Below are 12361 nucleotides of genomic sequence, written 5' to 3' on the forward strand. Positions count from 1 at the left end.
TCATCGGTTCAGTAAGGTCCAGCTCAGGGTGCAGGCGGCGGCCAGTACGCCGGCGCCGGCCAGCCACGGCCAGCGCGCGCGCCAGGGTGTTCTGCTGGCCACCGTATCGCTGGCGGCCAGCGCCACGTGGCCGCGGCTGACCTGCTGGCGCCCCTCGCCATACGCCACCATCAGCGACTTGTGCGCCATGATATTGACCAGGCGCGGAATGCCGCCGCTGGCGCCGTACAGCCGCGCCACCGCGCCCCGGCTGAACAGGCGCGCACCGTCGAAACCGGCCACGCGCAGGCGGTGCGCCACATAGAACTCGACATCATCGCGCGATAGCGGCCCCAGGTGGTAGTGAAAGGTGATGCGCTGGGCCAATTGCCGGATTTCCGGCCGCGCCAGCTTGTCGTCCAGTTCCGGCTGGCCGAACAGCACGATCTGCAGCAGCTTGCGCTTTTCCGTTTCCAGGTTGGTCAACAGGCGCAGCGCTTCCAGGCTGTCGACGGGAATCGCCTGCGCTTCATCCAGGCACAGCAGCACCTGCTTGCCCTGCGCCGCCAGGTTCAGCAAGCGCAGGTTGATCGATTTCAACAGCTGGTGCTGGTCTGCCTCTTTCGGCAACAGCACCGCCAGTTCGTCGGCCAGCGCCAGGATCAGCGCCTGCGGCGGCAGGTTGGGATTCGGAATATAGGCGGTGACAAAACCGGGCCCCAGCGACTGCATGAACTTGCGGCATAAAAACGTCTTGCCGGTGCCCACTTCGCCGGTAATCTTGATAAAGCCCTCGCCATTGCGCGCCGCCACCAGCAGGGTGTTGAGCGCCTTTTGCGACTGCGGGCCATTGAAAAAGAAACTGGTATCGGGCGTGAGGCCGAACGGCGCCTCGCGCAAGCCGAAATGGGCCTGGTACATTTAACGCCGCTCCGCCGGCCGGCGCGGGTCGAGCGCCTCGATGCGCTTGCCCGAATCGAGCAAATCCTCGTTCCAGCTGTTGGCGCCTTCGACGATGGTCGGCTTGATCAGCACCACCAGTTCGCGCTTCTGGACGGTCTGGCCGGTATTGCGGAACAGCGCGCCGAGCAGCGGCACATTGCCGGCTCCCGGCACTTGCGAGCGGTCATTGGTGGTCGACTGGCGCATCAGGCCACCGATCGCCACGATGCGCCCGTCCTGGCTGCGCACCATGCTGTCCATCTCGGAGGTACTGGAGGCGGCCAGCGGCAGCTTCAACGATCCCGCGCTGCCCAGGTCGACATCCTTGGTGACGGTGGTGACCTGGCTGACGGACGGGTGCACGTGCAGGATGATATTGCCGTTTTCATCGATCTGCGGCGTCACATCGAGCACCACGCCGGAAAAGAAAGGCTGCAAGGTGACGTTCGGGCTGGAGGTGTTGCCGCCGGTGGTGCCGGTCGAGGTGACGGTGGTGCTGACACCGGTGACGAAAAACTCGTCGGTGCCGATCTTCAGCACGGCTTTCTGGTTGTTCATGGTGGCGATGCGCGGGCTCGACAGCACATGCACGCTGCCTTGCGATTCCAGGAAGGAAATCATGGCGGCGAAATTGCTGGTCTGCAGCGCCAGGCCGAACATCGAACCGGCCGCCGAGGCCGCCGAACTGAGGCCGAAGCCGGTGCTGGCCGTGATGCCGCTGGCGCCATTGGTGATCGTCGGCGGCTGGCCGCCGGCGAATGGCAGCGGCGCCAGGCTGCTGCCCGGCGCCAGGAAACCGGTCGAAATGCGGTTCGTGTGGCCGCTCTTGATGGAGGCGAACGAGGCCCAGTTGACGCCGGTCTGGAAGTTGTCGTTCAGTTCCACTTCGATGATCTTCGCTTCCAGGATCACCTGGCGGTCGACCGACAACTGGGTCGCCTTCAGATACGCGTCGACATTGCGCAACTCTTCCGGCATGGCACGCACCACCACCACGCCCGACTGCGGGCTCAGCACCACCTTGCGGCCATCGGCGTTGCCGCCGACGATGGCGACCAGCGACTCCTTGAGTTCCTTCCAGAAATCGCTGTCGGAACTCATGCTGACGTTGGCGCTGTCCTGCACCTGCCCGCCCTGTCCCGGCTGGCCCGGTTGCGGCTGGGGCTGCGACTGGCTGTTGCCGCTGCCCGAACTCTGGCCGCTGGTGCTGGTGCCGGCACTGTTGACGGAAGTCGACGAAACGCGCAGGTTGGAGCTGCCCTTGCGGTTGCCGGTCAGGTAATTGACCTGGAACATGCGCGTCTGCATGGTCAGCGGGCGGATCGAAATGCGCGTGCCCTCGACCTTGTAATCGTAGCCATACATCTCGCGCACGGCGTCGAGCGCCTCGAACAGGGTCACGTCCTTCAAGTTGGCCGAGACATTGCCCTGCACATCAGGGTGGACCAGAATGTTGTAGCGGGTGCCGGTGGCGATCGAATTATAGAACTGGCGCGCCGAGACATTGTTGAAAGCCACGTTGAAGCGTTCGTCGAGCACCGCGCGCGCTTTCGGCAACTGGGTGGCCAGGGTGGCGACGGGCGGCAGCAGGGCGTTGTCGACCGCCTCCGATTGGGTGGCGGCGTTGGTGGTGGCGCTGGCGGTCGCCACTTGCGCCTTGATCGCGTCATAGGTATCGCGCTGGGCCGGTGCGACACAGGCGCACAGGCTGGCGGACAGGCCCAGCGCCGCGGCCATTCTGGTTAACTTGAGCATGCTCGCCTTGTCTTGATTAATGTGCATATGCTTGCTTCTTCCCTGCATTGTTTCGCTCTGCGGCTTTCGGATACAGCCTGATGGTTTCCAATGTCTTGCCACGGCGCAGCGTGACCGTCGTCTCGCCGATGCCGTCCACGCTGGCCCCGCCTATCTTGTCGCCCACGCGCACCGTGCGCCCGTCGATCACCGCCACCCGGCGCCCGCTGCTGGCCACCAGCACCGATTGCAGTTGCGGCACGGCACGCTCGGCAATGACGCCGGCATCATTGCCGGGCAGCGGCGCATCGGGCGGCCGGGTCGGATCGACCAGTCCTTGCGCACTCGCCGGCGCCGACAGCAGGGCCACCAGCAGCGCCAGGACACCCGCCTTCATAATGAAATCCATTTGTCGTCCAGGCTCAGGGTAAACAGGGTCAGGCGCAGGCTGGCGTTGGGATACTGTTCCACTACCAGGCTGGCGTCGCCCCAAAAAACACGCGTCGGCATCGCTTCGAGCGCTTCCATGTAGTTGACCATATCGATATAGCTGCCGCGCAGCACCACTTCCACGCCATGGCGGTACAGCAGCGGCGAGGTCTTGATGGCGGGCGCCGGCGGCACGGCCACGGCCGGCGCGGCTGCCGGCGGTACTGCCGCCAGGGCAGGCGCAGCAGCGGGGGCGGCGCCGCCCATCGGTGCGGACGGCAAGGTCTTGAGCGACTCCACGCGCAGCCTGGCGTGCTGGCGCAGCAGGCGTTCGAGCAGGAATACGATACGGTCCGGCGACACCAGCCCACTCTGGGCGGTGCGCAAGGTCGTGCTCAGGCCCGCCATTTCCTGGCGCAGGCGATCGAGCGCCTGGCGGTCCTGGGCATCCGGGTCGACGCCATTGCCGCGCATTTTCAGCACGATCTCGGCGTCGATGGTGATCATCGTCTGTTGCTGCTGCGCGATGGAGTCGTTGAGCATCTTCTGTTTGGCAAACAGCGGATTGAGCAGCAAGGAAAACAGCAGAAAAACCAGCAGCGCGGCGCAGGCGCCAAACGCCATCACGCGCTCGCGCAAGGTCAAGGCATCGATCTTGGCGGCCAGCTTGTGCCAGCCCTGTTTCAAGCTTTCGTCTTTCATGGTGTCGGCGCTCCCGCTTCGGCTGGCGTGGCCATCGATTGCAAGTCAAATTCCACATACGACAAGGGCAGCCGCCGCGCGGCCGGCGCCACCGGGGCCGCTGGCGTGGCAGTGGCCTGGTTGCCGGACGAACCCAGCGCCTGCAACAGCTCCGGCGGCAAACCGGCCAGCGCCGGCAGCGCCGACAGCGGCGCCGACGGTGCGGCAGGAGCAGAAACAGGTGCAGGCTGGGCAACGGCCGGGTCCGGTGTTTTCGGCACGCCGGCGGCGATATCGAGCCGCGCAAACGATTTGCCGCGCAAGACAGGATCCTTGCCCAGCGCATTGATATACGCCGGCACCAGCGCCGGCTGCAAGGCCCTGCCCTGCAAGCCGATATGACCGCCCGCGCCAGCGATACTGGCGCCGGTCAGCCACAAGCCGTCGACACGGGCCCGGGCAAAGGCGCGAAAATAGGGGGAATAACCTTGCGTATTGCCCAGGCTGCCGCCGGAGAGAATTTTTTGCGCTTCCAGCAAGGCGGACCGGTCGGCCTCGCCCTGCGCCAGCGCCTGGCCCACGGCCGGGTCCTTGACGCGCACCGGATACTCGGCCAGCACCGTGGTACGGCGCGCCTCGCGCGAAGCCAGCAGTTCGGTCGATTGCGCCGCCGCGTCTTCCAGCAAGCGCACCTGGCGCGCGCCATACCAGTACAGGCCGGCGCCTGTCAGCGCGATCAGCAGCAGGCCCTGGGCCATGGTGGCGGCCGCCAGCACCTGCTTGCGTTTCTCGAAAGCGGGATTGAACAGATTGATCTGCTGGCTCATGGCGCGGCCGCTTCCTGGCGCAACGCGGCGCCCAGGGTCAGGAAAAAGCGCGCCTGGCCGGCCGCATCCTGCAATGGCGGCAGGTCGGCGAAGTCGAACACGGTGACCAGGTCCAGCACCTCGACCGGCATGTACAGATTGTCGGCCAGGTAGCCGTGCAGGCCGTCCGTACCGGTGGGCGCCAGCACCAGCTTGATCACATTAATGAAGTGAAACTGACGGTCGAAATGGTCGAACGAGCGCTGCAGTTCAAGCGTGATCTTGTCGTAATACTGGTGTTTCTGATCGTCGCTGCCTTCGGCCAGCTGGGCCAGCTTGACGTCGATGCGGCGCGACAGATACAGCTCCGCATTGAAATTGACCGTCAGCAGGCCGCCATCGCCGTCGAACGACAGCATGGCCAGGCCGCGCCCCGGCGTTTCCAGCAGGGCGGCAATATTACGCTGGGCCATTTCAGGAATATCGATCACCGCCAGGCTGATCTTGGCGGCCGCATAGATGCCCTGGCGCTGGGCCACGGCGCTGTTTCTCGCCGCCACGGCAAACACCGACTGGCCGCGCACCGGCGCATTCTGGTCGGGCCGGATATCGAACACGTCGATGGTGGCATCGGCCAGCGGAAAGTCCAGCATGTCCTTCAGGCGCCAGCCCACCGCCGTCTTCAATTCCTCGGGCGGCACATTGGGCGCCTCCAGCGACAGCAACTGGTAGTCGGCCGCGCCCAGCAAGGTGGCGCAGCGGTAAGACGACGCCTGCATTTCCTTGCCCAGCTTTTCCATGGCCGGTGCCGCCGCTTTTGCGCCGGCATGCCACATGACGGCCTTCACTTGCGGCTTGTCGCCGGTGCGCGGCTGGACGAGCGCGGCGCACACTCCCTCGTTCGTCCATGCCGTGGCCAGCAATCCTTCCCGTTTTTTTGCTCTTGCGAATAAACCCATGCGACCAATCCACGATGAAAAGTACCGGCGGCGATGTTGCCACCAGAATAATGCATTGAATCAATTTTAATTCATCGCACCGCGTTGCAGTCTAAAAAATTAACAATTGACAATAAATATTCCAAAAACACCAAGCAAAATCAAGCGCTTGCGCAACATGCGCCCTGCGCTAGAACTCCGCCTGCAACCTGCGCCGCACATAATCCGTGCTGTTGCTGGTCGCCGCCGCCGTGCATGCGCCATTGACCGGCTGGTTGCACGCGACGGCCACCACCTGATAGCGCTTCAAGGCGCCGGGCCCGACGGTCAGGATGCATTGCACCGTCACCGTGAAGCCATTGGCCGGCACCACGAAGCTGCTGGGCGCCGCGCAACTATTGTTGCGCAGCTGGCGGTACAAGCCCCATTCGATGCCGGCGCGCGCCGCCTGGTAGGCGCGCGCACCCTGGATATCGAGCGAGGACGTGGTCTGCTGCACCGTGGTCAGGTTGACCAGCGCGGCGCCCAGCCCGGTCAGCACCACCAGCAGGAACACGGCGGTGACGATGCCGAAACCGCGGGCGGGCCGGCAGATGCGCTGGCGGTGGGGATGAAATCTGGTCTTCATGGCGTGTTGTTGACCTGTGCTTGCTGCTGCAAGGTGATCAGGCCGCCGCCGCTGCCGGCCTTGCCCAGCACCAGATTGATGGACACCAGGCCGCGCTGGACGTTGGCCAGTTCGGTGAAAATAAATCGGCAGTCGCTTACCTGGCCCGCCAGCAAGGCGCCGACGGGGGCATTGGCGAGGGGCTCGGCGCCCGCATTGACCGGTTGTGCTGGCTGGATCGCATAGCCCGAAAAGCGCCGCAAGGTGCCGCCGCCGTTGCCATCGGGTGCGCAAAAATAGGTGACGGGCGTGGTCACCACCTGGAAGCGGTTGCCTGGCGACGGTATCGACAGCGTGCTGGCATCGCTGACCAGGAAAGGATTGTCCGCCAGGGTGATATTGTTGCCGTTGACGGCAGTCACCGTGCCCCGGTTGCATTTGGTATTGCAATAATAGGCATCGACCGGCGAGGTGCCGCCACCGAGATTGTTGACCACGATAAAGTCACCGGGCACGATGGCTTGCGCACCGGTGGGCGCGGCGCCGACGATGGTGAAGACATTGGCGGGGGGTGGCGGCAAGGGATCGGTATCGAAGGCGAGCACATTGCCGGCCGTGTTGTCGTTGACGGACAGGTAGCGCCCGCCGGTCTTGGTCAGCAGCAGCTCCAGGTAACGGCCGCTGGGATCGACGCGCACGCTGTTGGGCAGCGCCAGGCGTACGTCGCGCGCGATGCGGCGCGTGGCCGTATCGGCGATATCGGCCAGCTCGACACGCGCGGCCGTATCGATATAGCTGCGCACCGGCACGGTGACAAACACCGCCACCATGCTGGACACGATGCCGAGGATGACGATCACCACCACCAGTTCGACCAGGGTAAAGCCGCGTGCGCGGCGCAAATGCAGGCGGCTCATATCAGGTTGGGCGCATAGCGCGTGCGGTAGCCGACCAGGGTAATAGACTGGTTGCCATACTTGACGACCACCGTGATGCGCAGCGCATTCATGTTGGCCGGCGTGGCGTCGGCCGGCGAGATTTGGGCGCCGGCGGGGCCCAGCGCCGCTTCGGGCGCCACGGCCACAGTCACCTTATATTGGGTCGGAAATTTGATATTCGAGGCATCCCGGTCATACTCCAGCGGCGTATTGAACGCGCGTACATAGTCAGTCACATTGTAATAAGGACGACCTATCGTCGATGACGCAGCGCCAACATTCTGCGGCACGGTGCAATCAGCCACACTGGCGGCCGTCTCCACCGCCGGGTCTTGAATCGGGTTGCAAAAAGTGTAGCGCGCCAGTTGCACTTCTTCCAGCATGGATTCGGCCAACACCAGCGCCTGCTTGCGCAGCTGCGGATCGGCGCTGTTGGCGGTGGTAAAACTGATCACCCGCAGCACGCCCAGCACGGCCACGCTGACAATCACGATAAACACCGTCAGCTCGATCAACGTGAAGCCGCTTTGCGCACCGGCCAACGCTCGCTTGCAGCTAGTGGACATAGCCGGTCTCCGCTTCGACCACCACGGTGCGCGTATTGCCGCCACCGGCAATCGCGATGGTCAGGCCCGCGAACGTCGACACCGGATCGACATTTCCGCTCAGGAAGGGCCGTCCGAGGGCATTGAAATACATCACCGGATTGACCGGCTGCATGGTGTAGCTGACGTTATTCGGCCGGCCTTCGCAAAACCAGGTGGCTGCCGTGCCGCATTGCGCCACAGTCGCGCTGCTGCGCGAATTGGCGCCGGCCGGCGCCAGCACGAGGTTGGCCTCATCGCAGGCGGCGTTGAAACACAGGGCGATGCGGTTGGCGCCGAGCACGGCAAACACGGGCCGGCCCTGTGCGATCGCCAGCTTTTGCGCATAGCGCAGCATGTTCAGGTTTTGATCGGTAAAGGTGCGCGCGTCGAAGGATTCATTCTGCACGAAACGCGGCGCGGCAAAGGCGGCCAGTATGCCGACGAGCACGATCACGGCCACCAGCTCGATCAAGGTGAAGCCGCGCGCATGAGCATGCGTAATTACAATCCGATCTCGCAAGGCCGTAGGATACGCCATCATGCAACCCGTAACGATTCAGCGGCGGCCGCCGGGCCAAGCCGGCGGCGCCCATAAAAAAGCCCAACAGACACATAGCGTGTTGGGCTCCATCTGCACCGCACCCGCATCACGCAGGCGGCGCGCATCCATTCTCAGGACGCGCGCAAGGCGCCATTAACAGCCACTCTCATTTTTCGCAAAGCCTGGCATGCCAGTCGTCGCTCCTGTGGCATTCGACGCTGCCGTATATGTGATGCTGCAATTAGTACGGCCGTCCACCAGATACAAGCCAGGCGTCGTGTTTGTGTAGCCGGACATGTTCACTGCCTTACCGATCGTGTCGACAGTCGGGTAACCTGCCGTGATATCAACGTCTTCGCCTTCCATCTTGATCGGCGAGACGTTGCTGCCCAACGCCAGCCACTGCGCGTGGGCCAGCGAAGCGCCACTACGCAATGCGCCTTCTGCCGCATTCAGGCTGGCGACACGCGCTTGCTTGCCCATGTCGATAAACTTGGGAATGGCGGTAGCGGCCAGAATGCCCAGGATCACAATCACAACGATCAGTTCGATCAACGTAAAACCCGCTTGGGCACCTTGTTTGAAACTGCGTAACGACTTATTCATGCGGATCTCCAAAATCAATGTAAATGTTTCACCCACAAACAGAAAGCTGCTTGCATTTAAGTACTAATTACCACTTTACGGCACGTTCCTGCTGACCAGCGGCACCAATTCGACCCTTGCGGTGTCCCGGGCATGCGTGATTTCCGCTCCCTGCGACAAGCTTACCTTGAATTGCAGCAAGTCGAAACCCTGAGCATCAAAAGTATTGCTCTTATTTAACAAATATACCAATTTTCCATCACTCCTGTCAAAAAACCAATTGCCTGAGACAAGTTTTTTTACATCGGGGGAATAAATTTCTCCCAGATAATTGGGCGGCTTCTGCGCCAGCCAGTTCATGGGATTCTGGCCGGCCAGCGCGGGAATCTCCTTCTGCCGGCCGGCGATCATCAAGGCATACGTCTGCAACTGCACTTCCGTGCGCAGGGCCGTCAGCGTTTGCTCATAGGCCAGCCGCTCGGCCTCGTCGCGGTAAAAAGCCATTCGGCTCAGCAGTACCACGATGAGGATGCCTATCACCGACACCACCACCGCCAGTTCGAACAGCGTAAAACCCCGCCCTGCCCGGCGGCCACGTACCACCTTTTCCGAGATCGGCATACACCCCGTCATTTGTTCATGGCCACGCGACCCAGATCCCAGATCGGCAGGAAGATGCCCAGCGCCAGCACCAGCACCATGGCGCCCAAAAATGTGATCAGGATGGGTTCGATCTGCGCCGACAAGGTTTTCAACTCATAATCCACTTCGCGCTCGTACATGGCGGCGATTTCATCCATCAGCTCATCGAGCGACCCCGACTCCTCGCCGATGGCGATCATCTGCAGCACCACCGGCGTGAAGACGCCGGCCGCCACCGAGGTACGCAAAATGCTTTCGCCCCGTTCGACGCCATCGCGCATCTGCTCCACGCGCGCGCACAGGTAGGCGTTGTCCACCGTCTGCGACACCACCGTCAGCGCCTGCACGATGGGCACGCCGCTGGAGCTGGACAGGGCAAAGCTGCGCGCGAAGCGGGCCATGGTGCCCTTGAGCAAAATCTTTCCGGCGAGAGGAAAACGCAGTTTCAAGCGATCCCAGTTATAGCGGCCAGGCACCGTGCGCAGCCATGCCTTGAAGCCGGCCACCCCGGCCACCATCACGGCCAGCATGGCTGGCCAGTAATTGACGGTAAGCGACGAGGTGCCGATCAGGATGCGCGTCATCGGCGGCAGCTCGGCCTTGAAGCTGGCAAACACCTGTTGAAACTGGGGAATCACGAAGATATTGACGACCGCCATCGCCAGTATCATGGCGACAATCACAAAGGTCGGGTAGCGCGTGGCCGACTTGACGCGGGCGCGCATGTCGCGGTCGAACTCCAGGTGGTCGAACAGGCGCAGGAAGACGTCATCGAGGCGGCCCGTCATTTCGCCCACGCGCACCATCGACAGGTAAAACGGCGTAAAGACGGCCGGGTGGCGCGCCATGGCGGCCGACAGTTCGCGCCCGGCGTCGAGCGACTCGCGCACGTCCTTGATGACGCGGCCAAATGCGGGACTGACGGCCGACTCCTGCAGACCGGCCAGGCCGCGCATGATGGGCACGCCGGCTTTCAGCAGGGTGTACATCTGGCGGCTGAACAGTTGCACGTCCATCGAGGTGACTTTTTTCTCGGAAAAGCGCTGCCACAGGCTGATATCGCTGCTGGCCGTCACCGCCTTTTTGGTCTGCACGATATCGACCGGCGTGGCGCCGGTGGCGAACAGCTGGTTGGCCACCGCGCCGCTGTCGGCGCCCTCCATCACGCCCTGCAGCAGTTCGCCGCTGGCGTTACGGGCTTTGTAGGCGAAAAACGGCACGTTACTCCTCGTTCTGGTTGCTGATGCGCATCGCTTCGGAAATCGTCGTGCGTCCCTGCACCACCAGTTGCACCGCGTGGCGGCGCAGGGTTTCGCCGGCCATCTCGGCGTTGGCCGCTTTCAGGAAGTGCGAAGGGTCGGCATGGTTGGCGGCGTCGACCACTTCGCGCGTCATTTCCAGCAGTTCATACACGCCGGTACGGCCGCGGTACCCCATGCCGTTGCAGTGCGAACAGCCCTTGCCGTGGTGATACTGGGTGCGGTCGACCAGCTCGCCGAGCTCCATGCGCAGCCATTCAGCCTCGGTTGGCGTCGGCACATAGGGCGTGGTGCAGCTTTCGCAGATCACGCGCACCAGGCGCTGCGCCAGCACGGCCTGCAGCGAGCTGCCCACCATATAGCGCGGCACGCCCATGTCCATCAGGCGCAGCGGGGTGCTGGCCGCGTCGTTGGTGTGGAGTGTGGACAACACCAGGTGACCGGTCATCGCGGCGCGCAGGCCGATCTGCGCCGTTTCCTGGTCGCGCATCTCGCCCACCAGCACGATGTCCGGGTCTTGCCGCAGGGCAGAACGCAGCACGCGCGCAAAGTTCAGCTCGATCTTGTCGTTGACCTGCACCTGGTTGATGCCGGCCAGCCGGTATTCGACGGGGTCTTCCACCGTGATCAGCTTTTTTTCCACCGAATTGAGCTCGGCCAGCGCGCAATACAGGGTGGTGGTCTTGCCGCTACCGGTCGGGCCCGTCACCAGCACCAGGCCGTTCGGGCGCTGCACGATGGCGCGAAATTTCTTTACCAGCGCCGGCGGCATGCCGATCGCGTCCAGGCGCAGCGAGGTGCCGCCCTGGTTCAGCAGCCGCATCACCACCGATTCGCCATATTGCGTCGGCATGGTGGAAATACGCACGTCGATGCGCTGGTTTTTCACGCGGATGGCGAAGCGGCCGTCCTGCGGCAGGCGCTTTTCGGAAATATCGAGGTCCGACATCAGTTTCAGGCGCAGCGCCAGCGAGGGCGCGATCTTGATGTCGGCTTCCGTCTGCAGGTGCAGCACGCCGTCGATGCGGAAGCGGATCTGCAGCCGGCTTTCCTGCGGTTCGATATGGATGTCCGAGGCACGCACCTGGGTGGCGTCGTCGAACACCGATTGCAGCAGCTTGACGATAGGCGCTTCTTCCAGGCCCGGATTGGCGGCCAGCGCGCCGAAGTCGACCGAAACATCGCCCAGGTCCTGCTCCAGCTCGCGCGTCAGGGTGGAAATATCTTCGGTGCGGCGGTAGATGCGGTCGATCGCCGCCAGCACTTCGGTTTCGTTGACGACAGCGAGCTCGATATTGCGCTTGACCAGGCGCGCGATCTCGTCGTAGGCGAACAGATCGGTCGGGTCGGACATGCCGACCAGCAAGCCTTCGCGGCGGTCTTCCAGCACCAGCGCGCGGAAGCGACGGGCCTGGGTTTCCGGCAGCAGGCGCACCAGTTCCGCATTGATGTTGAAAAACTTCAGGTTGATATAGGGAATGTCGAGCTGGCGCGCCAGGGCGCCCGAGATCTGTTCTTCCGTGACATAGCCATGCTCGATGAACACCCGGCCCAGCTTGCGGCCCGAACGTTTCTGTTCCGTCAAGGCCATGCCCAACTGTTCTTCCGTCAGCAACTTCTGCTGCACCAAAATTTCACCGAGCCGGACTTTCTCTGGCCTTGCCATGCTTGCTCCTCAACAGGTTCGACAGCG

Annotated in this window: 14 protein-coding genes; all 14 read right to left on the bottom strand. The window is 63.2% G+C overall.

Annotated features, from left to right (window positions below; translation table 11 throughout):
* The 14 genes from ACP7B7_RS22760 to ACP7B7_RS22825 all read right to left on the bottom strand — a co-directional run bounded on the left by ACP7B7_RS22760 (position 1) and on the right by ACP7B7_RS22825 (position 12334).
* Positions 1-900, bottom strand: coding sequence for an ExeA family protein (locus ACP7B7_RS22760; protein WP_426078182.1), 900 nt, complete (start codon positions 898-900; stop codon positions 1-3).
* A complete protein-coding gene (mshL, locus tag ACP7B7_RS22765; protein ID WP_426078183.1) occupies positions 901-2676 on the bottom strand; it encodes a pilus (MSHA type) biogenesis protein MshL in 1776 nt (591 codons plus the stop codon). It lies immediately after the preceding gene.
* A 16-nt stretch (positions 2677-2692) separates the two neighbouring features.
* Complete coding sequence (locus tag ACP7B7_RS22770; RefSeq protein WP_308921666.1) at positions 2693-3052, bottom strand: MSHA biogenesis protein MshK; 360 nt, start codon at positions 3050-3052, stop codon at positions 2693-2695.
* Positions 3049-3786: a hypothetical protein gene (locus ACP7B7_RS22775; RefSeq protein WP_308921667.1), complete on the bottom strand. Its 738-nt coding sequence runs from the start codon at positions 3784-3786 to the stop codon at positions 3049-3051. The genes ACP7B7_RS22770 and ACP7B7_RS22775 overlap by 4 nt, the downstream gene beginning before the upstream one ends.
* Positions 3783-4592 carry an MSHA biogenesis protein MshA gene (locus ACP7B7_RS22780; protein WP_308921668.1) on the bottom strand — a complete coding sequence of 270 codons (810 nt, stop codon included), beginning with the start codon at positions 4590-4592 and terminating at the stop codon, positions 3783-3785. The genes ACP7B7_RS22775 and ACP7B7_RS22780 overlap by 4 nt, the downstream gene beginning before the upstream one ends.
* Complete coding sequence (locus ACP7B7_RS22785; RefSeq protein ID WP_308921669.1) at positions 4589-5530, bottom strand: agglutinin biogenesis protein MshI; 942 nt, start codon at positions 5528-5530, stop codon at positions 4589-4591. Before ACP7B7_RS22785 ends, ACP7B7_RS22780 begins: the two co-directional genes overlap by 4 nt.
* A 169-nt stretch (positions 5531-5699) precedes the next feature.
* Positions 5700-6137 (bottom strand): PilX N-terminal domain-containing pilus assembly protein, encoded by a 438-nt coding sequence (locus ACP7B7_RS22790; RefSeq protein WP_308921670.1) that lies wholly within the window; start codon positions 6135-6137, stop codon positions 5700-5702.
* Entirely contained in the window at positions 6134-7033 is a 900-nt protein-coding gene (locus ACP7B7_RS22795; protein WP_308921671.1) for a prepilin-type N-terminal cleavage/methylation domain-containing protein, read from the bottom strand. Before ACP7B7_RS22795 ends, ACP7B7_RS22790 begins: the two co-directional genes overlap by 4 nt.
* Positions 7030-7620, bottom strand: coding sequence for a prepilin-type N-terminal cleavage/methylation domain-containing protein (locus tag ACP7B7_RS22800; protein WP_308921672.1), 591 nt, complete (start codon positions 7618-7620; stop codon positions 7030-7032). Before ACP7B7_RS22800 ends, ACP7B7_RS22795 begins: the two co-directional genes overlap by 4 nt.
* A complete protein-coding gene (locus tag ACP7B7_RS22805) occupies positions 7610-8182 on the bottom strand; it encodes a prepilin-type N-terminal cleavage/methylation domain-containing protein (protein ID WP_308921673.1) in 573 nt (190 codons plus the stop codon). Before ACP7B7_RS22805 ends, ACP7B7_RS22800 begins: the two co-directional genes overlap by 11 nt.
* A gap of 153 nt (positions 8183-8335) precedes the next feature.
* Positions 8336-8788 carry a type II secretion system protein gene (locus ACP7B7_RS22810; protein WP_308921674.1) on the bottom strand — a complete coding sequence of 151 codons (453 nt, stop codon included), beginning with the start codon at positions 8786-8788 and terminating at the stop codon, positions 8336-8338.
* A gap of 75 nt (positions 8789-8863) precedes the next feature.
* Positions 8864-9388, bottom strand: a complete 525-nt coding sequence (locus ACP7B7_RS22815) for a type II secretion system protein (protein WP_308921675.1) — start codon at positions 9386-9388, stop codon at positions 8864-8866.
* An 8-nt stretch (positions 9389-9396) separates the two neighbouring features.
* Positions 9397-10629: a type II secretion system F family protein gene (locus ACP7B7_RS22820; RefSeq protein ID WP_308921676.1), complete on the bottom strand. Its 1233-nt coding sequence runs from the start codon at positions 10627-10629 to the stop codon at positions 9397-9399.
* Position 10630: 1 nt separating this feature from the next.
* Positions 10631-12334, bottom strand: coding sequence for a GspE/PulE family protein (locus tag ACP7B7_RS22825; protein ID WP_308921677.1), 1704 nt, complete (start codon positions 12332-12334; stop codon positions 10631-10633).
* Positions 12335-12361: the final 27 nt, after the last annotated feature.

Source organism: Janthinobacterium sp. PSPC3-1, assembly GCF_049896105.1.
GTDB lineage: Bacteria > Pseudomonadota > Gammaproteobacteria > Burkholderiales > Burkholderiaceae_D > Janthinobacterium.

What these genes read in the sequence shown, in the direction of transcription:
- ACP7B7_RS22760 (WP_426078182.1), bottom strand. Translation starts at nt 900, where the DNA reads ATGTACCAGGCCCATTTCGGCTTGCGCGAGGCGCCGTTCGGCCTCACG.
- mshL (WP_426078183.1), bottom strand. Translation starts at nt 2,676, where the DNA reads ATGCTCAAGTTAACCAGAATGGCCGCGGCGCTGGGCCTGTCCGCCAGC.
- ACP7B7_RS22770 (WP_308921666.1), bottom strand. Translation starts at nt 3,052, where the DNA reads ATGAAGGCGGGTGTCCTGGCGCTGCTGGTGGCCCTGCTGTCGGCGCCG.
- ACP7B7_RS22775 (WP_308921667.1), bottom strand. Translation starts at nt 3,786, where the DNA reads ATGAAAGACGAAAGCTTGAAACAGGGCTGGCACAAGCTGGCCGCCAAG.
- ACP7B7_RS22780 (WP_308921668.1), bottom strand. Translation starts at nt 4,592, where the DNA reads ATGAGCCAGCAGATCAATCTGTTCAATCCCGCTTTCGAGAAACGCAAG.
- ACP7B7_RS22785 (WP_308921669.1), bottom strand. Translation starts at nt 5,530, where the DNA reads ATGGGTTTATTCGCAAGAGCAAAAAAACGGGAAGGATTGCTGGCCACG.
- ACP7B7_RS22790 (WP_308921670.1), bottom strand. Translation starts at nt 6,137, where the DNA reads ATGAAGACCAGATTTCATCCCCACCGCCAGCGCATCTGCCGGCCCGCC.
- ACP7B7_RS22795 (WP_308921671.1), bottom strand. Translation starts at nt 7,033, where the DNA reads ATGAGCCGCCTGCATTTGCGCCGCGCACGCGGCTTTACCCTGGTCGAA.
- ACP7B7_RS22800 (WP_308921672.1), bottom strand. Translation starts at nt 7,620, where the DNA reads ATGTCCACTAGCTGCAAGCGAGCGTTGGCCGGTGCGCAAAGCGGCTTC.
- ACP7B7_RS22805 (WP_308921673.1), bottom strand. Translation starts at nt 8,182, where the DNA reads ATGATGGCGTATCCTACGGCCTTGCGAGATCGGATTGTAATTACGCAT.
- ACP7B7_RS22810 (WP_308921674.1), bottom strand. Translation starts at nt 8,788, where the DNA reads ATGAATAAGTCGTTACGCAGTTTCAAACAAGGTGCCCAAGCGGGTTTT.
- ACP7B7_RS22815 (WP_308921675.1), bottom strand. Translation starts at nt 9,388, where the DNA reads ATGCCGATCTCGGAAAAGGTGGTACGTGGCCGCCGGGCAGGGCGGGGT.
- ACP7B7_RS22825 (WP_308921677.1), bottom strand. Translation starts at nt 12,334, where the DNA reads ATGGCAAGGCCAGAGAAAGTCCGGCTCGGTGAAATTTTGGTGCAGCAG.